This is a genomic window from Streptomyces sp. NBC_00154 (genome assembly GCF_026342835.1).
GTDB lineage: Bacteria > Actinomycetota > Actinomycetes > Streptomycetales > Streptomycetaceae > Streptomyces.
Window position 1 is genome coordinate 111,002 of sequence record NZ_JAPEMI010000002.1, and the last position, 23,931, is coordinate 134,932.

Annotated in this window: 20 protein-coding genes and 1 pseudogene; 12 read left to right on the forward strand and 9 right to left on the reverse strand. The window is 70.2% G+C overall.

Annotated features, from left to right (window positions below):
* The first annotated feature begins 469 nt into the window (after nt 1-469).
* Nucleotides 470-1,219 carry a hypothetical protein gene (locus OHA03_RS36875; protein ID WP_267008380.1) on the forward strand — a complete coding sequence of 250 codons (750 nt, stop codon included), beginning with the start codon at nt 470-472 and terminating at the stop codon, nt 1,217-1,219.
* Nucleotides 1,220-1,501: 282 nt separating this feature from the next.
* Here the strand turns inward: OHA03_RS36875 and OHA03_RS36880 are convergent, their stop codons facing one another.
* Complete coding sequence (locus OHA03_RS36880) at nt 1,502-2,143, reverse strand: HAD family phosphatase (RefSeq protein WP_267008381.1); 642 nt, start codon at nt 2,141-2,143, stop codon at nt 1,502-1,504.
* A gap of 740 nt (nt 2,144-2,883) precedes the next feature.
* Here OHA03_RS36880 and OHA03_RS36885 point away from each other — a divergent pair.
* The 6 genes from OHA03_RS36885 to OHA03_RS36910 all read left to right on the forward strand — a co-directional run bounded on the left by OHA03_RS36885 (nt 2,884) and on the right by OHA03_RS36910 (nt 8,124).
* Nucleotides 2,884-3,501: a DUF6230 family protein gene (locus OHA03_RS36885; protein ID WP_267008382.1), complete on the forward strand. Its 618-nt coding sequence runs from the start codon at nt 2,884-2,886 to the stop codon at nt 3,499-3,501.
* A gap of 150 nt (nt 3,502-3,651) precedes the next feature.
* Nucleotides 3,652-4,134 (forward strand): DUF6114 domain-containing protein, encoded by a 483-nt coding sequence (locus OHA03_RS36890; protein WP_267008383.1) that lies wholly within the window; start codon nt 3,652-3,654, stop codon nt 4,132-4,134.
* 243 nt (nt 4,135-4,377) lie between these two features.
* Nucleotides 4,378-6,384, forward strand: coding sequence for a GxGYxYP domain-containing protein (locus OHA03_RS36895; RefSeq protein WP_267008384.1), 2,007 nt, complete (start codon nt 4,378-4,380; stop codon nt 6,382-6,384).
* A 259-nt stretch (nt 6,385-6,643) separates the two neighbouring features.
* Nucleotides 6,644-7,069 (forward strand): aspartate 1-decarboxylase, encoded by a 426-nt coding sequence (gene panD / locus OHA03_RS36900; RefSeq protein ID WP_267008385.1) that lies wholly within the window; start codon nt 6,644-6,646, stop codon nt 7,067-7,069.
* A gap of 28 nt (nt 7,070-7,097) precedes the next feature.
* Nucleotides 7,098-7,448, forward strand: a complete 351-nt coding sequence (locus OHA03_RS36905) for a GNAT family N-acetyltransferase (RefSeq protein WP_267008386.1) — start codon at nt 7,098-7,100, stop codon at nt 7,446-7,448.
* 49 nt (nt 7,449-7,497) lie between these two features.
* Nucleotides 7,498-8,124 carry an aspartate/glutamate racemase family protein gene (locus tag OHA03_RS36910; RefSeq protein WP_267008387.1) on the forward strand — a complete coding sequence of 209 codons (627 nt, stop codon included), beginning with the start codon at nt 7,498-7,500 and terminating at the stop codon, nt 8,122-8,124.
* A gap of 351 nt (nt 8,125-8,475) precedes the next feature.
* Here OHA03_RS36910 and OHA03_RS36915 read toward each other — a convergent pair whose 3' ends face one another.
* From OHA03_RS36915 to OHA03_RS36925, 4 genes and pseudogenes are all read right to left on the reverse strand, one after another.
* Complete coding sequence (locus OHA03_RS36915) at nt 8,476-9,858, reverse strand: diaminopimelate decarboxylase (RefSeq protein WP_267008388.1); 1,383 nt, start codon at nt 9,856-9,858, stop codon at nt 8,476-8,478.
* A gap of 101 nt (nt 9,859-9,959) precedes the next feature.
* Nucleotides 9,960-10,159: pseudogene (locus tag OHA03_RS47910) on the reverse strand (helix-turn-helix domain-containing protein); the annotation flags it as partial.
* A gap of 32 nt (nt 10,160-10,191) precedes the next feature.
* Entirely contained in the window at nt 10,192-11,652 is a 1,461-nt protein-coding gene (locus OHA03_RS36920) for a transcriptional regulator (protein WP_267008389.1), read from the reverse strand.
* Nucleotides 11,653-11,899: 247 nt separating this feature from the next.
* On the reverse strand, nt 11,900-13,291 hold the full coding sequence (locus OHA03_RS36925; protein ID WP_266999817.1) for an IS1380 family transposase: 1,392 nt from the start codon (nt 13,289-13,291) through the stop codon (nt 11,900-11,902).
* Nucleotides 13,292-13,496: 205 nt separating this feature from the next.
* On the opposite strand from OHA03_RS36925, the gene OHA03_RS36930 reads away from it, so the two are divergent.
* Nucleotides 13,497-14,318, forward strand: a complete 822-nt coding sequence (locus OHA03_RS36930; protein ID WP_267008390.1) for a M64 family metallopeptidase — start codon at nt 13,497-13,499, stop codon at nt 14,316-14,318.
* A 320-nt stretch (nt 14,319-14,638) separates the two neighbouring features.
* On the forward strand, nt 14,639-15,124 hold the full coding sequence (locus tag OHA03_RS36935; RefSeq protein WP_267008391.1) for a M64 family metallopeptidase: 486 nt from the start codon (nt 14,639-14,641) through the stop codon (nt 15,122-15,124).
* A gap of 132 nt (nt 15,125-15,256) precedes the next feature.
* Here OHA03_RS36935 and OHA03_RS36940 read toward each other — a convergent pair whose 3' ends face one another.
* From OHA03_RS36940 to OHA03_RS36955, 4 genes are all read right to left on the reverse strand, one after another.
* Nucleotides 15,257-16,054, reverse strand: coding sequence for a family 1 encapsulin nanocompartment shell protein (locus tag OHA03_RS36940; protein WP_267008392.1), 798 nt, complete (start codon nt 16,052-16,054; stop codon nt 15,257-15,259).
* Nucleotides 16,054-17,124 carry a Dyp-type peroxidase gene (locus OHA03_RS36945; protein ID WP_267008393.1) on the reverse strand — a complete coding sequence of 357 codons (1,071 nt, stop codon included), beginning with the start codon at nt 17,122-17,124 and terminating at the stop codon, nt 16,054-16,056. The genes OHA03_RS36940 and OHA03_RS36945 overlap by 1 nt, the downstream gene beginning before the upstream one ends.
* 142 nt (nt 17,125-17,266) lie before the next feature.
* Nucleotides 17,267-18,709: an NADP-dependent phosphogluconate dehydrogenase gene (gndA, locus tag OHA03_RS36950; protein WP_267008394.1), complete on the reverse strand. Its 1,443-nt coding sequence runs from the start codon at nt 18,707-18,709 to the stop codon at nt 17,267-17,269.
* 294 nt (nt 18,710-19,003) lie between these two features.
* Entirely contained in the window at nt 19,004-20,533 is a 1,530-nt protein-coding gene (locus OHA03_RS36955) for an SDR family oxidoreductase (RefSeq protein ID WP_267008395.1), read from the reverse strand.
* A 408-nt stretch (nt 20,534-20,941) separates the two neighbouring features.
* On the opposite strand from OHA03_RS36955, the gene lepB reads away from it, so the two are divergent.
* From lepB to OHA03_RS36970, 3 genes are all read left to right on the forward strand, one after another.
* Nucleotides 20,942-21,667: a signal peptidase I gene (gene lepB, locus OHA03_RS36960; RefSeq protein ID WP_267008396.1), complete on the forward strand. Its 726-nt coding sequence runs from the start codon at nt 20,942-20,944 to the stop codon at nt 21,665-21,667.
* A gap of 93 nt (nt 21,668-21,760) precedes the next feature.
* Entirely contained in the window at nt 21,761-22,360 is a 600-nt protein-coding gene (locus OHA03_RS36965) for a TetR/AcrR family transcriptional regulator (RefSeq protein ID WP_267008397.1), read from the forward strand.
* 158 nt (nt 22,361-22,518) lie between these two features.
* The gene (locus OHA03_RS36970) at nt 22,519-23,898 is read left to right on the forward strand and encodes an ROK family transcriptional regulator (RefSeq protein ID WP_267008398.1); all 1,380 of its coding nucleotides are present in this window, start codon (nt 22,519-22,521) and stop codon (nt 23,896-23,898) included.
* Nucleotides 23,899-23,931: the final 33 nt, after the last annotated feature.

Consider the following 23,931-nt stretch of genomic DNA (forward strand, 5'->3'; position numbering starts at 1 on the left):
CCGGAACATCCCGAGCACGGGGCATCCGGAACATCCCGAGCACGGGGCATCCGGGTCGGGGACCGGTGCGGGGCGCCGGGCGGGGGCCATTCGGTCTGTGTTCTGCGGGACTCACCATGGGGGCGCAGAACCTGGAGAGACCTGACCGGACATGCGACGCGCAGGCGTCGGGACGGAAGGGCGGGGGTGCGTTCTCGCCGAGCTGGAATCGGCGGCATGCTGCCGACAGGGTGAGCGGGCCACAGTATGTCGCCCGGAAAGCCCAACGGTGCGCCAGATATGCCCATTTTCCTGGGCTTTCACGACCCGTCAGATGTTGCCTCGGCCCATGAAACCCGCCGTTCGTACACCCGGTCGGCCCCTTCGAGTCACACCATCGGTATGTCCGATATGACAGCTAAAGGGACTATTAGTACGTTCATCGCAGGTCGGCTTCCCGGCCGACGTCTCTGAGACAGGGAGAAGTGACATGACGACGCGAACCGTCGCTGTGACTGCCGCCGTAGTAGGCGCCGCAGTCCTCGCGACAACCGGCATTACTTATGCCTCGGCTGCTGGATCCGCTCCGGCCGCCCCATCCGTCCAACAGGCAGCCCCCGCCCCGGGCCCCGCTGCCGGCGACGGGAACGGAAACGGAAACGGAAACGGAAACGGAGGCCGTGGCGGCGACAACGGTGGCTTCGGCGGCGGCGGCGGCGGCGGCGGTGGCGGCGGCGGTGGCCGTGGCGGCGACGACGGTGGCTTCGGCGGCGGTGGCGGCGGCGGTGGCCGTGGCGGCGACGACGGTGGCTTCGGCGGCGGTGGCGGCGGCGGTGGCTACGGCGGCGGTGGCGGCGGCGGTGGCCGTGGCGGCGGCGGCGGTGGCTACGGCGGCGGTGGCGGCGGCGGTGGCCGTGGCGGCGACGACGGTGGCTACGACGGCTACGACAAGGGTCGGATCCACATCAACGAGCGGTCGTACTCCGCCCAGCCGGACGGCTGCATCACCGTGGTCAGCGGCCTGGGCTCGCGGAGCTTCAACGTCCGCAACGACAGCCGCAGGACCGTAGAGCTCTTCCGCGGGGCGACCTGCGACAACGGCTCCCCGGTCGCCACTGTCGGCCCTTGGAGCACCAGCAATGGTGTCTTCACCCGCCAGGTCCACGGCGGCGTGTGGGTCCGCAACGGTGTCGTGGGCAGCTTCCGAGTGGTCAGGGACCACTACGGCAACAAGTGGTAACAGCTCCACCTGCATCACATGGAAACCCCGGCCCGTCGGAATCGGGCCGGGGTTTCCGGCATGGGGCGCCTCTCGGCGCATGCCCGGCTCCGGGCGGAGGCACGCGTGTGCGACACAGGCCCGGTGTCCCATACACCTGCTACGCCATACTAGGTCTTGGACGATGTGGTCGGCCGCGGACTTCGAGACCCCGGACAGCGGCGCCGACCGGCGCACCGTCAGGTTCATCCGCCTCTTCGCGCGGCTCATGGCGGTGGCTCGGACCGTGGAATCCCCGCGTGCTCACGTCGCATAAGCCAGGATCTCGGGTACTGCTTCGCGCAGGCTCCCGAAATGGCGGTGCACGCCGTCCACCGCAACAGGAGCGTTGACTCCCCACACCGTCATGCCGGCACGCAACCCCGACTTCACACCGGACGGCGCGTCCTCAATGACCAGGCAGTCCTCCGGCCCGGCCCCGAGTAGCTCAGCAGCCAGCAGATAGGGCACCGGTGACGGCTTGCCCTCCGTGACGACAGCGGCATCCACCAGCACGCCGGGAACCGGCAGACCGGTCCGGGCGAACCGCCCGCGCACCCGGTGCTCGTAGTTGGATGTCACCAGACCCCAGCGCCCTGGGGGCAGAGCCGACAGCAACTCCGTCGCACCTTCGAAGGCGGCGTAGACACCGGACCGTACGTCCTCGTCCTCCAGCTCATGCAATGCCGCCAGGCACTCCCGCGGATCCCGATCAGGAGCGACCGTCGCGAAGGTCTCCATCGGCCGCGTCCGCAGCGCCACCCTGTAGACCTCATCAGGGTCCAGTCCGTATTGCGCCGACCAAGTCCCCCAGACCTGCCGTTGATTCGCTACTGCGTCGATCAACGTGCCATCGACATCGAACAGGACATACTTTTCGGCGGATCGAGTAAGTTCACTGGTCACGCCTTGATCATGCCATCGGCGCACCGAGCGAGAATTTTCCGGGCGGCCTTGGGGCGTTGGGCCCGGGGCTGCGTAGGAACTGTCCTGAAAATGGCTCCGGTCCGCTTACGGTGGCCGACCCGGCGGGTCGTTGACGCGGAATTCCGGAGATCGACTCCCCTCGGCTCGCCGCGGTGCACGGTCAACGCGCAGACATGGAAGGTGAGTCGGTACGTGTGACCGACCGCAGCGGGCCGAGCCGACGGTGTGCCCTCAGCTCGGTCGTCCGCCCCGCACCTTCTGTGAGAGGTCGAGCCGAGCCCGGAGGGGGCCCGGCCTGCTCGCCGCGCCGTTTCGATCGGTCCGCCGGGCTGTCGTGGCGTCCCCGGCCGGCCCGGTGCCGGGCGCGGTGTCACGGTTCGGGCGCCCCGGCTTTCACGGACCGCCGCCTGTCGCGGACCAGGGTGGCTTCCCGTACTGGACGCTGACTTTCACCCAGTTCGTCGACCACCGCGATCCGTCGAAGGGGACCGTCGCCAGTGCCCCTGTTTCACCCGTCTGGGCGGGCTGGCGTGCCGACGGGTTTCCTTGTCCGCACTCTAGAGTCCATCAAAGGCGCAGGGCAGTGGTCCATGTCGGACCGCCGGTACCTGCAAGGCTTGTGTCGCGACCGGAATGTCCGCCGTCCAGCCTGACGGGCGAGCCTGTCCGAGGGCACGGTGTTCGGGGGCGGCCTGCACTTCACAGGAGAGAGGCACGGCATGTCGCACGGCTGCGGCAGGACGCGGTGGAAGCGTTTCGCCCTTGTCCTGGTTCCGAGCACGGCGGCTGCCGCGGCACTGGGTATCGGCATGGCGCAAGGTGCACTGGCTGCGTCGTTCTTCATCTCCGGTGACCGGTTCCAGTTCGCTGCAGACACACTGACCACTCGCGGTACGAGTATCTACGGCATGGTGGACGTGACCAGAGAGGGCCGCCATGTGCCCGTCGTGGTCACAGGTGCCAGGTATGCGACGATCAAGAGACTGTGCGAGTCCGTAGCGGTCGAGATCCCGGTTCTGGGCCTCTACACACTGCGGCTCACCGGCGGCGACCGGGCCGAGGCGCGGGACATCTTCATCGACGCGACATCCCTGACAGCCGGTCGGGCGACCTTGAACGACCTGGACATCGGTGTCGCCGCGGGCTCGGTCACCAAGGGTCCGATCAACCCGGGCGACCGGAACTCGGGGCTCTTCGATCCCAACGGCTTCGCCCAGCAGGCCGTGTCGACCACCCTGACCGACGTGCGCATTGACGCGGTTGCGATCTCGGCTGCCACCCTCAGCGTCCCTGACCTCGAAGTGAGTCTCAAGCAGGGCAGCCACCGCTGCTTCTGACTCCGTGCACACCGCTACGGCCCCGGACGCCGTGCCGACGCGGTCATGGACCGGCCCATCCGTACTCGTTCAGCCGAGCACCAGCCCGCGCCGACTCCACGTACCGCGTCATCACAGGCGATACCCACCCCTTCACCCTGGAAGCCGCACGTGATCAACGAGCCTTTCGGCACCCTCCCAGGACTACGCGACAGGATCGACGGCACACGACGCAGATTCAGAATCTGGCGTGGTGGGCGCCCGTTCTGGGCCGGCCTGTTCCTGCTCCTGGCGGGGGCGCCCATCATCTACTTCCCTTACGTCCACATCACGCTGAAGGGCGTCGCTGTCGCCCTGTCCACCACGGCCGGTGCCGCATCACTGATCATCGGGATCCTGCTCATGACCCTGGGCATCACGCTCTGGTTCCATCAGCAGGTGCGCGTCTTCGCCGGGATCGCGGGCCTGTTGCTCACCCTCGTCTCCTTCCCCCTCGCCAACTTCGGGGGACTGCTTTTCGGACTCTTCTTCGGCCTTGTGGGCGGTTCCCTGGCCTGCGCCTGGGACCCCTGCCCGCCGGAGGCCGAAGCGCAGCAGACGGCAGCCTTGCCACCTGTGACCGTTCCTGGGAGCGATGGCCCACAGGGCAACTGACAACCTGACGGGTCGAGCCGGGTGCGGCCCGGATGCCGGACCTTGTCGCCGGGGCGAGAGCGCGCCCGATGCTCACGGCGCACCGCGAGCGGTCACCGTGCTGCGGGCTGTCATTCGTCCGGACCGCGGCGCCGACTTGGCCGAAGGAGGCGTCCGCACTCTTTACACGTGACCCATGCGTCGCTAGCTTCACTGGCTGGTGACAACGATGTCAACTCCGCATCCGAGGAGGAGTGATCGTCCATGGTGTCACGAAGAGACTTCTTGCTGACCAACGGAACGATCCTGGCGGCAGCCGGACTGGGCTTCGGCCTCCCCGGTCGGGCCGCCGCCGCCGAACGCGACAGCCACACCCCCCTGCTGCCGTCCTTCGGCCACGCCACCACGCTCGACGTCGCCGACGTGAGCAGCCTGCACGGGGACGATCAGCTGCTGCTGACCACCCTGCAGGGGGTCGTCAACCGGCGCCGCCCTCGTCTCTACTTCAACTACGACGCCGCCGGCGTCGACCTGCGCTGGCTGGCCGGCACCGGCGCCGACGTCACCCGCCACGACAACGCCCTCGACCTGATCGGCCGCTACCGCGGCGAGGTCCGCGGCGCCGTCCTGCACGACCCCGAGGTCCCCGACTCGGTCAACGTCGCCACCACCCTCGCCGGTCTGGAGAACGCCGTCGCGGCCACCGCCGAACAGGCGAGCCGGTACGGCCTGAAGGTCGTCGCCGATCTGCGGGGCCGTTTCGCCGACGACCCGCAGGCGGTCTACCGCTGGCAACTGGACAACCTTTTCCCCCGCTGCGCCCACACACTGCTGGCCGGGCTGCCGCCCACCAGGACCGTGAAGGTGGACGGTGTCCAGTGGCGTGAGATCGCCCGCGAGCCGGACCGTATCCGCGACTCCTCCAACCGGGAGGTGCGCACCTTCGACCTCAGCCCCGAACTGCCCGGCACGGACGGGGCCTTCCTCCGCTTCCAGGACTCCCTGGGGGACGACGGCTGGGGCGCTTCGGTGGGGCGGGTCACCGTACGGGCCGACGGCCAGGAGATCGCTTCCTTCGCGCCGGGTACGGACGCCGAGGCCCCGTACCTCTTCGACGGGCTCAACTCTTCCCTCGGCGGCGACGCCAACCGCTTCTGCGACGGGGGCGGTTACTTCGTCTACCGGTTCACCGCACCGGCCGGGACCACCCGGCTCACGGTCGATGTCGACCTGTGGAACCAGTACCTGGTCACTGCCACGACCACCGCGCCCACCCGCGTCGAGCCCTTCCCGTACTTCCGCGACTACGCGGTCGCCTCCCGGGCCATGGTGGTGTGGCTGCCGCCGTCGGGGGCCACCGGCGCGCTGCTCGACGAGGTGTTCAGCCGGGTCGAGCCGACCACCCCGTACTGCGGCTGGTTCTCCAATGACGTGGCCGGGGAGTGGGGCGGCGTCGACCGGGCCTCGCAGCACGGGGTGGAAGTGGTGCCGGCCGACTACTACATGAACGGCACGGTGCACGCCGGCACCCGGGCGAAGGTCTCCGACCGGGTTCGGCCGCGCCCGCCGGCGACGCTTCGCAACCGGGTGTACCTCACGCTCACCGTCGGCGAGGGCGACAACGTCCAGTACTGCCAGCGCCGCATGCGTGACCTGTGGGACAACCCCGCGCGCGGCCAGGTGCCCGTCAACTGGACGGTCAGCCCGCTCCTGGCCGACATCGGACCCGCGCTGCTGGCCCACTACCAGCGCACCGCCACCGCCAACGACCTGCTGATCAGCGGCCCGTCCGGCGCCGGATACACCTACCCCGGCTCCTGGCCGCGAGAGGCGCTGGACGCGTATACCCGGCTCACCGGGAGGTTCCTGCGGCGGACCGGCATGGATCTGGTCTACGCGTACAACCAACGGCTCCCGGAGGGCAACGGCTGGGTCCCCTTCGACGAGCGCATCGTCCGCTCCTACCGGGACAACACCCCGTTGCGCGGCATCATCCAGTCCTGGGAGACCGGTGACCTGCAGATCCGTCCCGCCGGGCTGCCGGTGATCGGTAACTACTGGCCGCAGGGCAACGCGGCGGAGTACCGGGACGGGCTGGTGAAGCACATCGAGGGCTGGGACGGGAACGGCCCGCTGTTCATTGCCGGGGCGGTCAACGCGTGGAACTGGACGCCGAGCGACATTGCCGAGCTCGGTGAGCTGCTCACCGACCCGTTCGAGGTGGTGAGAGGGGACACCTTCTTCGAGCTGCTGGACCGGGCCTCCCGGTAGGAGGAGCGAAGAGAGCCGTCCTGCGACTCGCACGACACGAGACCGTCCGGGTCACAGGGGCGATCCGGGGTCTTCGCGCGATCGACAGGCGGGGAGAAGACGCTCTGCGGACTGCCGGCTGACCGGCGCGGTCGCCGGTCAGCGCGGGTCCTCGAAGAATGGGGAGAGCTGACCGAACATACGAATCGTTGTAGGCTGCGGAGACCGCCCTTGACCTGCAGAAAGCAGGCAGGGAGCAGACATTTCCGGGAGTTTCCCCATGCTTCGTACCATGTTCAAGTCGAAGATCCACCGGGCCACCGTGACCCAGGCCGATCTGCACTACGTCGGCTCCGTCACTGTTGATGCCGAGCTGATGGAAGCGGCCGATCTGCTGCCCGGTGAGCTCGTGCACATCGTCGACATAGACAACGGTGCCCGGCTGGAGACGTACGTCATCGAGGGCGAGCGCGGCTCCGGTGTCATCGGCATCAACGGCGCAGCCGCCCACCTCGTGCACCCCGGCGATCTGGTCATCCTGATCAGCTACGCCCAGGTCGACGACGCCGAGTCCCGCACTCTGACTCCGCGCATCGTCCATGTCGACGCCGACAACCGGATCGTCGAGCTCGGAACCGATGCCTCGGCACCCGTGCCCGGCACCGCCACCGAACGCAGCCCGTATGCCCTTCCCGCAGCCAACTGACCGTTCCGTTCACGAGGGAGACCCCGCCATGGCTGAGAACACCGCGCTCGAATTCTTCGACGACCGGGCGAACGGCAACCTGCTGGCACGGGTGGACGGCCGGACCGCCGGAGTCATTGCGTACTTCGTGATGGACGGCACCCCCGCCGCGCTCGTCGCCGTGCACACCGTCGTCGAACCCGAGCACAGGGGCAAGGGTTTCGCCGGAGCCCTGGTCCAGGAGTTCTACGCCATGGCGGACCGCGAGGGAGTGCCCGTCGTCCCGCTCTGCCCGTACGCCGCGAAGTGGGCCCTGGGCCACCCCGACCAGGCTCCGGTGGCGCCCACCGAGCTGGTGGAGCAGGCAAAGCAGCAGCTCAAGTCCCACCCCGAGCTGTAGCGATCCGATCCCGTCCCGTCCCGTCCGAACAGGATCCGAGCCCGCGCCGATGACACTTGCGCTCCTGCACACCTCCCCGGTCCACGTCCCGGTCTTCGAGGCGCTCCGCGACGCCGACCACCCCGGTCTCGCCCTGCGGCATCTCGTGCACGAGGACCTGCTCGCCCGTGCCCGGGACGCAGGTCCGGACGCGGTGCGGGGCGAGATCGGGGCGCTGCTCGCGGGAGCGGTCGCCGAGGGTGCGACCGCGGTGCTCTGCACCTGTTCGACGATCGGCGCGGTCGCCGAGTCCGCCGCGGAGTCGCTCGGCGTCCCCGTCCTGCGCGTCGACCGTCCGATGGCGGCGGCCGCCGCCACGTGGGACCGGGTGGTGGTCCTCGCGGCGATCGACGACACCCTGCCGCCGACGCTCGCCCTGCTCACCGAGGAGGCCGGCAATCGGTGCGTGGACATTCGCACGGTGCTGGTGGACGGCGCATGGGCGCGGTTCCGGGCCGGTGACCGTGACGGTTACCTCGACCTGGTGGCGGCGGCCGCCGACCGGGTGACGGACGCCGATGTGATCGTGCTGGCCCAGGCATCCATGGCCGATGCCGCCACCCGCACAGCCACCCGGATACCGGTCCTCTCCAGCCCCCGACCCGGGCTCTCCGCCGCGGCCGCCGCGGCGGGTTGAGCCGCCGTACGGGTTCTCGTCCGACGGTACGGAACTCGTACGTATGGACTCGGCAGGCGAGGGCAGCCGCTCCGGGAGACGGTGGACTCGAGATCTGCCCGAACCTTCGGAGGCCCGAGATGACCAACCCGTATCCCGACCCCATTCCACCCGCGCCGACCCCCGGCCCCATGCCGGGACCGCCGTCGCCGCTGCCCGAGCCGGCGCCCGCGCCGCCCGTCCCCGGCCCTGTGCCGCCCGGTCCGTCGCCCCACCCGATTCCGCAGCCGCCGCGGCCCGAGCCGGTGCCGGAGCCGGAGCCGTCGCCCCAGCCGCCCGGATGACGGGGCCGGTCCGTACCGCCGCGACCTGCTACCGGTCGCGCCGCGGTCCGAGCCCGAGGAGCGAATCGGCGTGGCCGGCGCCGCTCTCCTCGGCGATCGAGTCCAGCGACTGCGCATCACGCACCGGCGCGAAGCGCACCGTGTCCCCGTCCGAGCTGTCGTCCCCGCCGTCGCCGACCGTGCTGAAGCCGTACACGGCGGGGCGCGGCAGGCTGTTGTACGCCCACGGTGTGGAGAAGTAGTACGCGCCCGTGTCGTACAGCACCACGAAGTCGCCCTCCCGCAGCTCCGGCAGCTCCCGGGCGTGCGCGACGACATCACCGGCGAAGCAGCACGGCCCCGCGATGTCCTGGACCAGCGGCGGGCCCTCCTTGGGCCGCCCCTCGGCGTCGAACGCCCCCGCCCGCAGGGGCCAGGCGTCAGGCATGAAGACGGTACGGGTGGCGATCTGCGCCCCCGCGTGGGTGAGCGCGATACGGCGGCCCCCCGCATCCTTTGTGTACTCGACGAGCGCCCCGATGAACCCGTTCTTGGCGAGCAGCGACCGGCCGAACTCGGTGACCAGCCCGTAGCGGCCGTCGAAGAGACCCGGCACCGCCGCCCGCAGCGCCGCCGCATAGGCGGCGAAGGTGGGCCGTACGGAGTCGTCGTCGAAGTTGACGGGAAGGCCGCCGCCGATGTCGATGCTGGTGACCTGCGGGGTGCCGAGCGTCTTGTTGATCTCCTCGGCGAGCTCGTACATCTCCGCGACACCGGCCGCGATCAGCTCCAGCGAACAGCCCTGGGAACCGACATGGGCATGCAGCTGGGTCAGCCAGGAGTGCTCGGCGAAGGCCTGTACGACACGCTCGCGCGCGCCGGGGTCGAGCAGCGCCACGCCGAACTTGGAGGTCGACGTGGCGGTGCTCATCGCCCCGATGGAGCCGCCGCCCACCTGCGGGTTGACGCGTATCCCGATGACGGAGGCCGAGCTGCTGGGCCGCAGTGAGGCGATCCGGCGTACCTCGTCGAGGCTGTCGGCGTTGAGCGCCACGCCGAGCGCGAGCGCCTGACGGATCTCGTCACGGGTCTTGGCGGGGGAGTCGAGCACGATGGACGAGGGCGCGAAACCGGCGTCGAGAGCGATTCTCAGCTCACCCGGGCTGGCGACCTCGCACCCCATGCCGCAGTCGGCGAGCAGCCGCAGTACGGGGACCAGCGACGCGGCCTTGGCGGCGAACGTGTGCAGCACGCCGGGAGTCCCGGCGAACGCGTCCTGGAGGGCGGCGACCGAGTCGCGCACCCCGTCGGTGTCGATGAACCCGGCGACGGGCCGGGACTCGCCGAGCAGCCCGGCGCCGACGGCGTGGCGGACCGCGGCGGCGACACGCGCGGAGGACGGAGGGTCGGGAGCGGGCGCGGTGAGAGGCATACGGCGAGAGTCGGTGATGGGAGCCCCGCAGGTCTCTGTCGGACGGGACAGGATCGGTGTCGGTCCTTGGCCGTGAACGGTTGTAGCAATACAGGACAAATCTATCCGCTGAGGCGGACGGCGGAAGTGATGAGCAGCCGGGTGTCGGGGTCGCCTAGATCGACGCCGAACCGCTCCCGGGCGCGGCGCAGCCGGTACCGCAGGGCGTGCGAGGGAGGACGAGCCGCCGGGCCGCCCGTGCGCCATCGCCCGACGCGTCCACAGGGGCGGCGAGCGAGCGGACCAGCTCGCCGCCGGTCGCCCTGCGGCATGCACCGCCCCGCGCACTGCGCTCTACGAGGTCGGCGGGCGCACCGGCGCCGGACCCAGCGTCGTGCTGCCGGGCGCCGCCCGGTGGCCGAGGCCGGTCCGGTACGCGTCCATCGCGGCCTCGGTACGCCCGGCCCGCCGCAGCAGATCCCCGAGAAGCCGGCAGATGTCCGCAAGGTCACCGGCGGCGCCTGCCCGCTCCAGCAGGCCGAGCGCGGTGACGTAATGCTCCTCGGCGCGGTCGAGGTCGCTCCGCTCCTCGGCGATCAGGCCGAGCAGCCGGTGCACGCCGCCCGCATGGACCGACCCCCGGTCCGCCTGCAGTTCGCCCAACAGCCGCAGCAGCAGCGCCTCCGCCTCCTGTCGCTTGCCGAGTCGGCGTAGGACATCTGCGAGTTCCACCTCGACCTGCGCCGTGTAGAGCGCGGCCCGCTTCGACGCCAGCATGTCGCGGGCGGCGCGCAGTTCGGTCTCGGCGCCGGACAGATCGCCGTCCTGCGCATGGACGTAGCCGCGCATCCAGTGGCAGTGCGCCATCTCCGTACGGATCTGCAGCTGTTGGTAGATCTCGGCTGCTTTGGCGAGCGAGGCGTCGGCCTCCTGTGTGCGACCGGCCGCGATGAGCGTACGGGCGACGCCCCGGTGCAGCCCGGCGACCAGCTCCGGGTCGGACACCTGGGGAGCCAGGGCCAGGGCCAGTTCGCCGGCCTGCGCGGCACGGGCGTGGGCGCCCATGTCCATGTAGGGGGCGATCGCGGCCGTGTACAGGAGCAGGAGGGCGCCGGGGTCCTGCAGACCGGAGGCGTTCAGTTCGTCGATCGCGCTCTCCAGCAGATAGCAGGCGTACCGGAGTTCACCCGCCAGGAGGTGCGCGACGGCCCGGCCGCGCACCGCCGGCGCGCGCTGCGGGAGCGGGGCGTCCGCAAGCAGCTTCTCCGCGGCCTCGAAGCGCTCGCGGGCCACCGGCAGCTCGCCCGTCTCCAGCGCGCACTGCCCGAGCCCCAGCAGAGCCGTGGCGCGTTCGCCGTCGAGGCCGAGCTGTTCGGCCTCGGCGAGCAGCCTGGTGTAGTCGGCCACGGCGTCCTCGGCGGCGCCGGTGGCCAGGGTCCGCTGGGCTTCGACAAGTTTCAGCCGCAGGTCGGTGGCGAGATGGGCGGGACGTCCCGTCTCCAGCTCCTCGTACGTCACCCCCAGACGCTCGGCGAGATGACGTATGGCAGCCTCCGAGGGGCGGACCCGGCCCGCCTCCAAGGTGGAGATGTACGCCGGGGTGTAGGCGGGTTCGGCCAGCTGACGCTGGGTGAGGCCGCGCTCCGTACGCAGTCGGTGCACGCGTCGTCCGACGGCGCCCGGGTCGTCGGACGACGCACGCCGGGCCCCCTGTTCGCCCCCGTCGCTCGGCTTCTGCCCGGTGTCCGTCCCTGCGGTGTGCTTCGCGGCCACTGAGTCACCCTCCTGCTTCTCACATCTCACCCTGCGCCCCATGAGGGGCAGTTGACCGGTTACGAACACCAACCACGGTCCGTCCGGGCCTTGTTCCGCGTCCGACGCACCTCTAGGTTAAGCCTCGCGCTAAGCCTTGATCCACCGAGGTGGTTTGAGAGTGGTCTTTTGATCGGCTTCGGGTCGGGTGGCCGGGTGAGGGCAGCTTGTGTCCGCTGGTCTGCCCAGCATTTCCACGGTTCGGTTCCGGTCGGGCCCTTGCGGGCGGGGCGGGCAGGGGCTGTTCGTATCAGCCGGCCGGTCCGTGGGCGGTGGAGAACAGGTGTGTCCAGGCGTGCTGCCAGGGCCAGTTGTGCGGTAGGTGCAGGGTGATGCGGCGGCCGGAGCGGGCGATCCGGGCCGGAACGTGGACCAGGTGGGTGCGGATCGTGGCGGTGGTGGCCCTGGCGTGGAAGGCGGAGGCCTGTGCGCCGGTGGCCCGCAGCAGGTTGTAGGTCATCGCCCACAGGGTGAGCCATGCGGCGTTGGCGTGGAAGTGTGCGGAGGGCAGGTGGGCCAGGGCAGAGGCTTTGCTGTCGGCGATGACCTGCTCGATGACCGCGTGGTGACGGTGTTCGCGTTCGGCCTGGAGGGTCTGTGCGGGCTGGTCGGTGAAGAACGGGTGGTAGCGCCAGACGGGAAACAACTCGCCCTGCTCACCCACAACGGCGGGTTTGGCCAGGTCGCGGACCCGGCGCACGATCAGCCGCGCGGTGACCCGCTCTGCTTTTGTGCGGCTGGCGAACGCGGTGTAGGCGGGGATCTCGGCGACTTCGGCGTCCGAGATGAGTTCACCGGTTGCGGGATCGGGCACCGCGGTCGGGTACGTGATCTGCTGCCAGGCCTGGTCGGGGAGGGTGTGGATGGCCCGTTTGATGGAGGGGTTCATCCCGCAGGTGATCGAGAAGTGGGCTCCGGCCCGGCGGCAGGCGGCGATCACCCCGGCGTTGTAGAACTGCGAGTCCGCTCGCAGGATCCGGGTGCCGGTGCAGCCCGCCTCGACGGCGGTGGCCAGCGCCTCACTGACGAATTTCGGGGCCCCACGGGAATCGGCTGCCTTGCCGCGGCGCATCCGTACTGTTGCGATCACCGGCCGGGAGGTGGGGGTGCAGATCGTGGCAAGCAGGGGGTGCAGGGTGCGGATGCCCTTGAACCGGCCGTACTCGGCGCCCTGCTTGGCCCGGCCGTAGACCCGCTTGTGGGTGGAGTCGACATCAATGAACACCATCTGATCGGCGCCGGGAAGCAGCGGGGTGTGCGCGGCCAGTTGACCGAGGAACCTGCGGTGGACAGCGTGGAGTTGGAGTGCGTGACCGTGGGTGAACGCGCGAAGGAACGTGCCCAGCGTGGACGGCGCACGAACCCCTCGGAACAGGGCGGGCATCGCGCCGTGCCGCAGCACGTGGAGGTCGTCGATGCTGTCCGCGCCCGCCGCCATGCCGGCCACGATGCTGCTGACCTTGGCGCCCGCCGACGCACCCGCGCCGTTCGTCGTCCCGCTCAGCTCCACCTTCTGCGTCACCAGGCCCGACAGCCCACACCGTTCGGCCAGCCGCATCACCGGAACCAGCCCGGCAAGCGCGACCAGATTCGGGTCATCGAACGCAGCGGAGACCGCCGCTGGAGTATGGGAAACTTGCATCTCGGAAGTGCCTTGCCGATCGTGCGTGCTGGAAGCCTCAAGAACTCCCATCATCGCAGGTCACAAGGCACTTCCTTGTTTCCCGAAGAGTCATCCACAGCCATCAGATCGGTGGATCAAGGCTAAGTCGATTTAACCCACAAGTTAATCGACGGTTGCGCCGACTCGCGTCCGCCCGAAGTCCGAGGCTCTCAAGGAGTTCTACATGCGCATACGTCCAGGCACGCGCCGAACGGCAGGATCGGTGGCGGGACTCGCCCTCGCCGGCCTGCTGGCAGCGACTGCCGCCGGCACCGCCCCCGCGGAAGCCGCCCCGACCGGGAACGGCCGAGGGGGAAGCCACCGGGTCGAATACTTCCCGCAGCCCGGCGGCGCCGGGAGGACCGTCGAGGTCCCGGCCGACACACCCGCGCGGACCGGTCGGAGCTCCGGGGCGTCCCTGAGCGCCGCCGAGGCCGCTGTGGACGGTACGGTCGGCGAGCAGGCCGTGACCGGATCGACCGACGACCGGCTCGATGTCGTGATCATCGGGGACGGCTACACGGCCGACCAGCAGGACGACTTCCACGCGGACGCCACCGCCAAGTGGGCCGACATCACCGCCATGGAGCCGTACCGGAGCTACCAGAACCTGTTCAACGTCTGGACCGTCGACGCCGTCTCCAACGAGTCCGGCATCAGCGGCGATCCGGGCGCCGACGTCGTCAAGGACACAGCGCTTTCCAGCTACTTCTGGTGCGCGGACACCGAGCGCCTGGTCTGCACCGACATCGACAAGGTGGCGTCGTACGCGGCCGAGGCGCCCGCCGCCGACCTCGTCGTCGTCATCGCCAACTCCACCAAGTACGGCGGTGCCGGCTACTCCGGTCTGCAGGCCGAGGGGTACCCGTTCAACGGCGTGTCCACCCTCTCCTCCGACCACGCGTCGTCGAGCATGATCGCCGCCCATGAGATCGGCCACTCGGTGGGTCTGCTGGAGGACGAGTACACGTACCGTTCCTGGGCAGTGAGCAGGAGTGAGTCCTGACTCACCGGCGCGCCCCGAACGGTGTTGGGCGCGCTGGTCCTCCGCTTTCGCGTCCCGGTCGGCGACGCATATCCCGTATGCGGTCCGTCCCGGGCGGGCGGCATCCCTACGACCTGGCCATATGGGTGTGGCTAGAGGCGACGGGGAGGCCCCGAACCATCTCGCTGGTGACACGGGGGCCCCGACCGCTGACGCCACACCCGGCGTCCCAGATCGCACCGAGAACATTACGCACACCCCGCCAGCCATGCCCACAGACCGTCGCACCGTTCACTCAATCGTGCCCATGTTTGCCAAAGCAGCTTGTGTGCCCAGCAGTTGTGAACCCCTCGTACGGCGCCTGGACGGGCGGCGAGACGGACGGCCCCAACTCCACCACGTACACACCGGCGCAGCTCATCGAGAAGCGGGCCAAGTGGTACCGCTGGCTGGGGCAGAGCGACCCGACGGGCTCCACGGTCGGCACGTACGAGGGGAGCGCCTACTACCCGTACGGCATCTACCGGCCGACCTCCACGTCGATCATGCGTGAGCTGTCCAGCACCGACTTCAACCTGCCCGGACGCGAGGCGATGATCGCCGGCTTCTACCGTGCGGGCAACGCGCTCAGCACCACCCTCGACACGAACACCGCGGTCAAGCGCGGCAAGCGGATCCCGGTCAGCCTGGCCATGGGTACCACCGGCCTCGCCCGGACGGATCTGCGCTGGTACGTCGACGGTGTCGAGAAGGTCCACGCCCGGGGCCGTACGCCGTCACCCCCGGCTCGCTCGGCGTCCGTGCCGACGGTCGCAGTCACAAGGTGACGGCCGAGGCCGTGGACCGTACGGACGCCATCCGGGATCCCGCCGTCCGCGCCCTGGCCACCGACACGCTCACCTGGAGCGTCCAGGCCACCGGCCACCGGAAGTAGCGGGGCTGTTCCGGGCTCTCCCGGCTCAGGCGACGATCGGGATCACGGCCTCCGGCGTCAGCATCCGGAACGTGAACGACTGGTGGAAGTAGAGCCGGATGTGGGTCGCATCGTGGTCCTGATAGCCGATGGACAAGTCCTGGCCCAGCCGCAGCTCGAAGTCGCCGCCACGGGTGGACAGCAGTACCCCGCCCTTGACGGCGGGCGCCCACAGGATCTGGTCGTCCAGCAGTCGCGCGAGATGCGTGGCCACCGGGTAGCCGTGGTCGGACGTCTCGGTCGCCTCGGTGAACGCGTCGGCGCCGAGCAGCAGCCGGTACGGCCCGTCCACACCGGCCAGCCGCAGCTGGGTCAGCGCCTGGCTCACGGTGGTCGGGTAGTCGCGGGCATCGGCCGGCAGTGGCAGCGCGGGATGCGAGGAGCCGTCCCGAAGACCGGTGATCCCGGCGGCGGCGTACCCGTCGATGATGGCCATGTCCTCGGCGAAAGCACAGGTCCGGGCGGCGTCCTTGACGGGCTGCCAGTCGCTGTCGTCGGAGCCGCGCTCGACGTCGTCCACGGCCGCCCGGGTCACCGTGAACGGCACCCGCCACTCGATGACCGGCTTCGACGTACGGGCCCGGGCGATGACGTCCGGTGTCGGCGGATCGATGTCACGCAGATGCCCGTCACCGACCGCCGCGAGCGCGGGCCCTTCCGGGTCCGTCACATCGACGACGCGGCGGCCCGCCAGATGGCGGCTGAAGGTGCGCCGGGCCTCTTCTTCGATCTGGTCCCAGGCGGCTTCCGTGACGGGGGCGAGTTCGCGGTGGAGGTTGTTCATCACTGGGCGCTTTCTTGCAGGCTGCCGATGTGCAGCGAACCGTCGCCCGCACCCGTCGGAGCCGGGGCCTGGGCCACCGGCGCGGACGCCGGATGCGGCAGGGACTCGGTCCCGGACAGGACGGGAGACGGCGGCGGGGCGTCGAAGAAGTCGGCGCAGGGGGCGTAGAAGAGCGTGCCGGTGACCGCGGTCGAGAAGTCGAGAATGCGGTCGTACGTACCGGGCGGACTGCCGAGGAACATGTTGCGGAGCATCTGCTCGGTCACGTCCGGGTCGGCGGCGTAACCGATGAAGTACGTGCCGAACTCGCCCTGCTCGAAGCTGCCGAACGGCATATTGGCACGCACGATCTCGCGCGCCGACCCGTCCGGCGCGGTGAGGGTGTTCAGCGCGACATGGGAGTTGGCGGGCTTGACGGCATCGGACATTTCGACGTCGTCGGCCTTGGTGCGGCCGATGACCCGCTCCTGCTCCTCCGTGCTCAGCGAGTTCCAGCCGGCCAGGTCGTGGAGATACTTCTGCACGATGACATAGCTGCCGCCGGCGAAGTCCGGGTCGGCGGAGCCCACGAGGGCCGCAGCCCGCGCACCGGCACCCACCGGGTTCTCCGTCCCGTCGACGAAGCCGAGCAGATCCCGGTGGTCGAGATAGCGGAAGCCCTGGGTCTCGTCGACGACCTTCACCGCCCCACCGAGTCTGCCGATCAGCCGGGCGGCCCACTCGTAGCACACGTCCATCCGCTCGCCCCGGATGTGGAACAGCAGATCGCCGGGGGTGGCGGGCGCGTGGTGGCGGGCGCCGCGCAGCTCCTGGAACGGATGGAGTCCGGCCGGCCGCGGCCCCGCGAACAGCCGGTCCCAGGCATCCGAGCCGAACCCGGTCACACACGCCAGATCGGAGCCCGGGAACCGGAAGTCGATGGACCGGGCGAATGCCCCGAGGTCCGGCAGTGCTTCGCGTACGGCGGCCTCACCACCGGGCTCGATCGTGACGACCAGGATCAGGGCGGCGGTGGTCAGCGGCGAGACGACGGGCTGGGCGGCGGCCGGGTCCGGGACGGCGTCGGGCATGCGGCGGCTCCGAGGAGTGGTGGCGACAGCGCGCTCGTGGCGGCGGTGCAGGAGTACGGCGGGACTCGCTGCTACTTACGCATACGTACGGTCCTGCCGCACTCCGGGTGACCCGGCCGGACGAACAGCTGCCCGAGGCCCGTCAGCCGGTGGCGGTCTCCGACCGGTCGCCGCCCCAGAGCGTGTGGAAGGAGCCAGGACGGTCCGTACGCCGGTAGGTGTGCGCCCCGAAGAAGTCCCGCTGCCCCTGAGTGAGCGCCGCCGGGAGCCGGTCGGCGCGCAGACCGTCGTAGTACGAGAGCGCGGCGGCGAATCCGGGGGTCGGCACTCCCTGGCGTACCGCCTCGGCGACCACCGTCCGCCAGTCGTCCTGCGCCGCACCGATCTCCTGGGCGAACTGCTGGTCGGAGAGGAGACTCACCAGCTCCGGCCGTGCGTCGTACGCTGCCCGGATCCGGTCCAGGAATGCCGCCCGGATGATGCAGCCGGCCCGCCAGATCGCCGCCACCGCACCGAGATCGATCTTCCAGTCGTACGTCTCGCTGCCCGCGCGGATCTGATGGAACCCCTGCGTGTAGGAGACGATCTTGGAGGCGTACAGCGCCTGCTCCACCCGGTCGGCGAACGCCGCGGCCTCGGCTCCGGCCAGTGGAGTGGCCGATGGGCCCGGCAGCTCCCGTGCGGCCTCCCGCAGATCCGCGTGGCCCGACAGCGAACGGGCGAAGACGGCCTCCGCGATGCCGGAGACCGGCACGCCCAGATCGAGTGCGATCTGCACGGTCCAGCGGCCGGTGCCCTTCTGCTCGGCCCGGTCCTGCACGATGTCGACGAACGGCTTCCCCGTCTCCGGGTCCGTGTGGGAGAGGACTTCCGCCGTGATCTCGATCAGATACGAGTCGAGCCGGCCGGTGTTCCAGCTGCGGAACGTCTCGGCGATCTTCGCGGGGGAGTAGCCGGCCACCCTCCGCAGCAGGTCGTACGCCTCCGCGATCAGCTGCATGTCCGCGTACTCGATGCCGTTGTGGACCATCTTCACGTAGTGCCCGGCACCGTCGGGGCCGATGTGTGTGGTGCACGGAGTGCCGTCCTTCGCCTTCGCGGCGATCTTCTCCAGCAGCGGCCCCAGTGATTCGTACGACCGGGTGGAACCGCCGGGCATGATGCTCGGCCCGTTCAGCGCGCCCTCCTCGCCGCCCGAGATACCGACACCGACGAAATGGATGCCGCGCTCGCGCAGATCCTTCTCGCGGCGGCGGGTGTCCTCGAAGTGTGCGTTGCCGCCGTCGATGATGACGTCGCCCTCGTCGAGCAGCGGGGCGAACTCCTCGATCACCGCGTCCGTCGGATCGCCGGCCTTCACCATGATGACCAGCCTGCGGGGGCGTTCCAGCGCCGCCACGAACTCCTCGGGCGTGCGCGCGGCGACGAATGTTCCCTCGTCGCCGAACTCCTTGACCAGGGCATCGGTCTTCGCAGTCGTACGGTTGTGCACCGCGACGGTGAAGCCGTTACGTGCGAAGTTCCGGGCGAGATTGCGGCCCATCACCGCAAGTCCAGTGACGCCGATCTGCGCAGTGCCGCTCATCTGTGTGCTCCTGCAATCTGTCGAGGATGCCGGGATGCCCAGTATGGATACGGGGCGCGGGGAAGGCCTGTTCAAGCCGCCGCACGCCGGTCACGTCGCCGCAGCAAAACCTCCGTACGGTCGAGTGGGGAGCCGGCCGGACCGGCCGGTGGAACGGGAGCTCCGGCGAAGGGGCCGGCGGGATGACCGTGCTCGGGCTCGTGGGGGCGCCCGGATCGGGTCGGCCGGTTGCGTCGCCGGAGCCCGGCCGGGGCGGTGTGCGGCTGTCGCGGTGCCACGCTCGCGTGTCGCCTGTCAGAGGGCGGAGGCTGCCTTCACCTGCTCCGACCGGGTGGGCAGCATGGTGGCGCGAGCGATGTTGCGGGCCATCCCTCCGAAGACGACGGCGTGGAAGGGGGCGACACTCCACCAATAGGCGTGACCCAGCAGCCCCCGGGGATGGAACAGCGCGCGCTGCCGGTAGTGCGCGCCTCCGGTCCCGTTCCGTTCGGCGTACAGCTCCAGCCAGGCCAGGCCGGGCAGCCGCATCTCCGCGCGCAGCCGGAGCAGATGGCCCGGCACGATCTCCTCGACCCGCCAGAAGTCCAGCGAGTCGCCCACCCTGAGCCGGGTGGCGTCCCGGCGGCCCCGGGTCAGTCCGACACCGCCGATCGCACGGTCGAGCCAGCCGCGGACGGCCCATGCCAGGGGGAAGGAATACCAGCCGTTGTCGCCCCCGATGCTTTCGATGACCCGCCACAGGGCCTCCGGGGCGGCGTCGATGTCGAGTTCCCGCTCGTCGGTGTAGAGACTGCCGCCTGCCCAGCCGGGGTCCGTGGGCAGCGGGTCGCTCGGTGCACCGTGCACAGACGCCGACGACCACCGGGTCGTCACGTTCGCCTCGCGCACCCGCTGCAGTGCGAGCGCGAGCGCTCTCCGGAAGGTGAACGGCTGTCCCGGCCCGTCGGGGACGTAGCGTGTGATGTCGTGCTCGCGGCACACGACCTCGTACTTCAGCGATTCGGCGAGCGGGCGTGCGATGGAGGCGGGGACGGGTGTGACCAGCCCGATCCAGTGGCTCGACAGCCCGGGCGTCAGCATCGGGACGGGCAGGATCAGCCGATGCGGCAAGCGGGCGACGGCCGCGTAGTCCTGCATCATCTCCCGGTACGTGACGATGTCCGGGCCGCCGATGTCGAAGGTGCGACTCACCTCGGCAGGCATGGTCGCACTGCCCACGAGATACCGCAGTACGTCACGGACGGCGACCGGCTGGATCCTGGTCGACACCCAGCTCGGCGTGACCATGACCGGTAGACGTTCGGTGAGGTATCGCAACATCTCGAAGGAGGCCGAACCGGAGCCGATGATCACGGCCGCGCGCAACGCCGTGGTCGGCACGCCCGACTCCAGCAGGATCCTGCCGACCTCGGCACGCGAGCGCAGATGCGGCGACAGTTCGTGCTCGGGGACCCCGGCGGGTGTGAGTCCGCCCAGGTAGACGATGCGTGACACACCTGCGGCGCGCGCCTGCTCGCCGAATGTCCTGGCCGCCTTCCGGTCCGTGGCCTCGAAGTCCGAGCCGCTGCCGAGCGCGTGCACCAGGTAGTAGGCGACGTCCACTCCCTGCATGGCCGGCCCCAGCGACTCCGGGTCCATGACGTCACCGCGGACGACCTCGGCCCGGCCGGCCCAGGGGTGGTCCCGCAGCTTCTCGGGCGTACGTGCGAGACAGCGCACGCTGTGCCCGGCATCGAGCAGTTCGGGGACCAGCCGTCCCCCGATGTAGCCCGTCGCACCGGTGACCAGGCAGCGCAGTACCGGTGCGCCGTCTTGGTGATTCATGGCGCCTCCACGTGTCTCGATGTCCGACTCTTCCACCGTGCCTGCGCGCCGTCCTTTCCGCTGCCCGACGATCTGTGGATCACTGAGTGGCAGAAAGCCGCCGAGCAGCTGGTACGTCGCTGCCGTCGTCCGTTCAGAGGGGCGGTAAGGCCACCGCAGTCGCCGTCAAGAACTCCGCGGGTTCCCTCGCCGGACGTCCGTCGGCGCGAGCGGTGGTGCGGGCGTGGTGCCGGAGGCGACGGTATGGAAGATCCGCAGCACAGTTCGCCTGGTCGGGGCGGCCAAAACCTGAAGCGCGTTGCCCCTAGAGTGGTTGCGTAGCACAGACAACTGGTCCCGACCTCACAAGGGTTGCGGACGGGGCGTGCGGCAGCCGTCCGAGGCGTGCCGCGACGAAGCGGGGGCGGCGTGACAGAGGCAGAGGTCGGAGCGCGTAATTCGAGCGACGCAGAGGGCGAGCCCCCTGCCGAGCGGCGCTCCCGGAAGAATGAACGACGGTCGTTCTGGGTCGAGTTGCCCCTGCTCATCGGCGTTGCGCTGGTGCTGTCGCTGCTCATCAAGACGTTCCTGGTCCAGGCCTTCTCGATCCCCTCGGACTCCATGCAGAACACGCTGCAGCCCGGGGACCGTGTGCTGGTCGACAAGCTCACGCCCTGGTTCGGTGCACAGCCCGGGCGCGGGGAGGTCGTGGTCTTCCACGACCCGGGCAACTGGCTCCCGTCCGACCCGGCTGCGCCCGCCAACCCGGTGCAGGAAGTGCTGTCCTTCATCGGCCTGATGCCGTCGGCGGACGAGAAGGACCTGATCAAGCGCGTGATCGGGGTGGGAGGAGACACCGTCGAGTGCCAGGGCACCGGCCCGGTCAAGGTGAACGGTAGGGCCCTCGACGAGCCTTATGTATTCCCCGGGAACACCCCCTGCAGCTCGGATGCCGAATTCAAGATCACTGTTCCGCAAGGGCACATCTGGGTGATGGGCGACCACCGCCAGGCATCGGCGGACTCGCGCTACCACCGGGAGCAGCCGGGGGGCGGTGCGGTACCCGTCGACGACGTGGTCGGACGAGCTTTCACCGTCGTCTGGCCGGTCGACCGATGGGACTGGCTGTCCGTCCCGGACACCTTCGAGCAGTAGGCAGCCGGTGAGCGGCGGCGCCTGTGTATGACCGGAGTCCGCTAGGGACCCTAGGTAGTAGCCTAGGGTCCCTTGCTCCGGTGGAGGTGGCGGATGGTTCGCGCTGGTCTGACGACCGATCGCGTGGTGGAGGCGGCGGCCGATCTGGCGGACTCCATCGGTCTCGACAAGGTCACCGTGTCCGCGCTGGCGCGCGGTTTCGGGGTGAAGGACGCCAGCCTGTACTCCCACGTCAGGAGCGTGCAGGACCTGCGCACCCGGGTCGCCCTGCTGGCCGCGGGGGAGTTCGCCGACCGGCTCGGCACGGCGGTCGCCGGACGGGCCGGAAAAGACGCACTCGTCGCGTTCGCCGACGCCTACCGCGCCTTTGCGCTGGAACGGCCGGGCCGGTACGCGGCGACCCAGATCCGGCTCGATCCCGCAGTCGTCGCCGAGTCCACCGCGTACCACCGCACCATCGAGATCATCTACGCGATGCTGCGCGCCTACGACCTGTCCGAACCCGACTTCACGGACGCCGTACGGCTGCTGCGCAGTACCTTCCACGGCTACAGCGCCCTGGAGGCCAACGGCGGTTTCGGTGCCCCCCGCGACGTGCAGGCGTCCTGGCAGCAGTGCGTCGAGGCGCTGCACCTCGTACTCGAGCGTTGGCCGTCCGCACAGCCCAGCGGGGAGGGGGAGAACGATGGATGAGCGGCCTCGAACCGTGCCGGCCGTCCGAAAGTGCCCGGAGTGATCCTCCACCACGAGGTGAGCGAGCCCGGTCTGTGTCGCGCGGCGTCGGCCGGTGGGGCGGCCGCACCCGTTCCGCGCCCGGCCGACGGGCTTGATTCCGTGAAGGGAAGGAAAACATGGCCGAGCGCGCCGGACGGACCGTGCGCGACCTGCGGCGGGGCAACCGGGCGAGAGTACTGCAACGGCTGTATTTCGACGGGCCGTTGAGCCGCCAGGAGCTCGGCCCCGCCACCGGGCTGAGCTCAGGATCCATCAGCAACGTCGTTGCGGAGCTTGCCGCGGAGGGGCTCCTGGAGGAGGCGGGCATCGTCGGCTCCGACGGCGGCCGTCCGCGCACGCTGCTGCGCGTGGCGCCCGGCGGGGGACTTCTCATCGGCATCGACATCGGTGAGACCCGGGTCCGCGTCGAGCTCTTCGACCTGTCGCTGACCGAACTCGCCCGCACGGAACGGCTGCTGGCCCAGGACGGCTACGACGTCGAACGCATCGTCGGCCACGTCGGCAGCGGCGTGGCGGACGTGCTCAGGGAAGCGGGAGCGGATGCGGATGCCAGTGCGCGACGGCTGCTCGGCATCGGTATCGGGGTGCCGGGCATCGTCGAACGGGACAGCCGCGAGAGGGCCGTTGGTGAGGCGCTGCGCGTACCGGGCGAAGTCGGCGCCGTCGTGCACGGTCAGACGATCGGCTGGCACGATGTCCCCTTCGAACGGCTGCTGCGCGATGCGGTCGATGTACCGGTCGACGTCCCGCTGTTCATCGACAACGGTGCGAAGCCGCTGGGCCAGGCCGAGATGTGGTTCGGCGGCGGACGCGGCACGGAGGCCGCTGTGATCGCCCTGATCGGATCGGGGGTCAGTGCCTGCGTCAACCGCGGCGACATTCTCGACGAGGACCGCAGCAGTATGGCGCTGGAATGGGGCCACACGACGGTGCAGCTTCGCGGCCGCCGTTGCCGCTGCGGGTCCATCGGCTGCCTGGAGGCGTACGCGGGTGCGCAGGCCATGCGCGAACGCTGGCACGAGGCGGGTGGCCCGCTGCCCCGCGACGCCGACGACGAGACCGCGCTGGCAGCGCTCCTGGCCGCCGCGTACCCCGATGGCGAGGGCCCGGATCCCGACCCGGTCGCGCTCGCCATCCTCGACGAGACCGCCGAATGCCTCGGCGCGGCCCTGGCCGACCTCGTCAACCTGTTCCTGCCCGAACGCATCCTGCTGGGCGGCTGGGCGGGGTTGCTGATCGGACCGCATCTGATTCCGGACATCCGCCGGTACGCGCAGGAGTACGCGCTCCGGCACCCGGCGGCCCGCACCACGGTCGAGATGGGCCGGCTGGGCCCGGACGCGGTCACCCTCGGCGCGGCGACGCTCCCACTGGCCGAATTCCTGGCACGGGGCGGCCGTCGCCGTACGGTGGACGCGCCACCGAACGTGCCCGCGGCCCGGCTCCTGACGGCAGCCGACGTCGTACGCAACCGCCACCGCACCCCGGCACCATGAAGCCCGTCCTGCGCTCCCCGATCCGTCCAGGAC

What these genes read in the sequence shown, in the direction of transcription:
- OHA03_RS36875 (WP_267008380.1), top strand. Translation starts at nt 470, where the DNA reads ATGACGACGCGAACCGTCGCTGTGACTGCCGCCGTAGTAGGCGCCGCA.
- OHA03_RS36885 (WP_267008382.1), top strand. Translation starts at nt 2,884, where the DNA reads ATGTCGCACGGCTGCGGCAGGACGCGGTGGAAGCGTTTCGCCCTTGTC.
- OHA03_RS36895 (WP_267008384.1), top strand. Translation starts at nt 4,378, where the DNA reads ATGGTGTCACGAAGAGACTTCTTGCTGACCAACGGAACGATCCTGGCG.
- panD (WP_267008385.1), top strand. Translation starts at nt 6,644, where the DNA reads ATGCTTCGTACCATGTTCAAGTCGAAGATCCACCGGGCCACCGTGACC.
- OHA03_RS36905 (WP_267008386.1), top strand. Translation starts at nt 7,098, where the DNA reads ATGGCTGAGAACACCGCGCTCGAATTCTTCGACGACCGGGCGAACGGC.
- OHA03_RS36910 (WP_267008387.1), top strand. Translation starts at nt 7,498, where the DNA reads ATGACACTTGCGCTCCTGCACACCTCCCCGGTCCACGTCCCGGTCTTC.
- OHA03_RS36915 (WP_267008388.1), bottom strand. Translation starts at nt 9,858, where the DNA reads ATGCCTCTCACCGCGCCCGCTCCCGACCCTCCGTCCTCCGCGCGTGTC.
- OHA03_RS36920 (WP_267008389.1), bottom strand. Translation starts at nt 11,652, where the DNA reads ATGGGGCGCAGGGTGAGATGTGAGAAGCAGGAGGGTGACTCAGTGGCC.
- OHA03_RS36925 (WP_266999817.1), bottom strand. Translation starts at nt 13,291, where the DNA reads ATGCAAGTTTCCCATACTCCAGCGGCGGTCTCCGCTGCGTTCGATGAC.
- OHA03_RS36930 (WP_267008390.1), top strand. Translation starts at nt 13,497, where the DNA reads ATGCGCATACGTCCAGGCACGCGCCGAACGGCAGGATCGGTGGCGGGA.
- OHA03_RS36940 (WP_267008392.1), bottom strand. Translation starts at nt 16,054, where the DNA reads ATGAACAACCTCCACCGCGAACTCGCCCCCGTCACGGAAGCCGCCTGG.
- OHA03_RS36945 (WP_267008393.1), bottom strand. Translation starts at nt 17,124, where the DNA reads ATGCCCGACGCCGTCCCGGACCCGGCCGCCGCCCAGCCCGTCGTCTCG.
- gndA (WP_267008394.1), bottom strand. Translation starts at nt 18,709, where the DNA reads ATGAGCGGCACTGCGCAGATCGGCGTCACTGGACTTGCGGTGATGGGC.
- OHA03_RS36955 (WP_267008395.1), bottom strand. Translation starts at nt 20,533, where the DNA reads ATGAATCACCAAGACGGCGCACCGGTACTGCGCTGCCTGGTCACCGGT.
- OHA03_RS36965 (WP_267008397.1), top strand. Translation starts at nt 21,761, where the DNA reads ATGGTTCGCGCTGGTCTGACGACCGATCGCGTGGTGGAGGCGGCGGCC.
- OHA03_RS36970 (WP_267008398.1), top strand. Translation starts at nt 22,519, where the DNA reads ATGGCCGAGCGCGCCGGACGGACCGTGCGCGACCTGCGGCGGGGCAAC.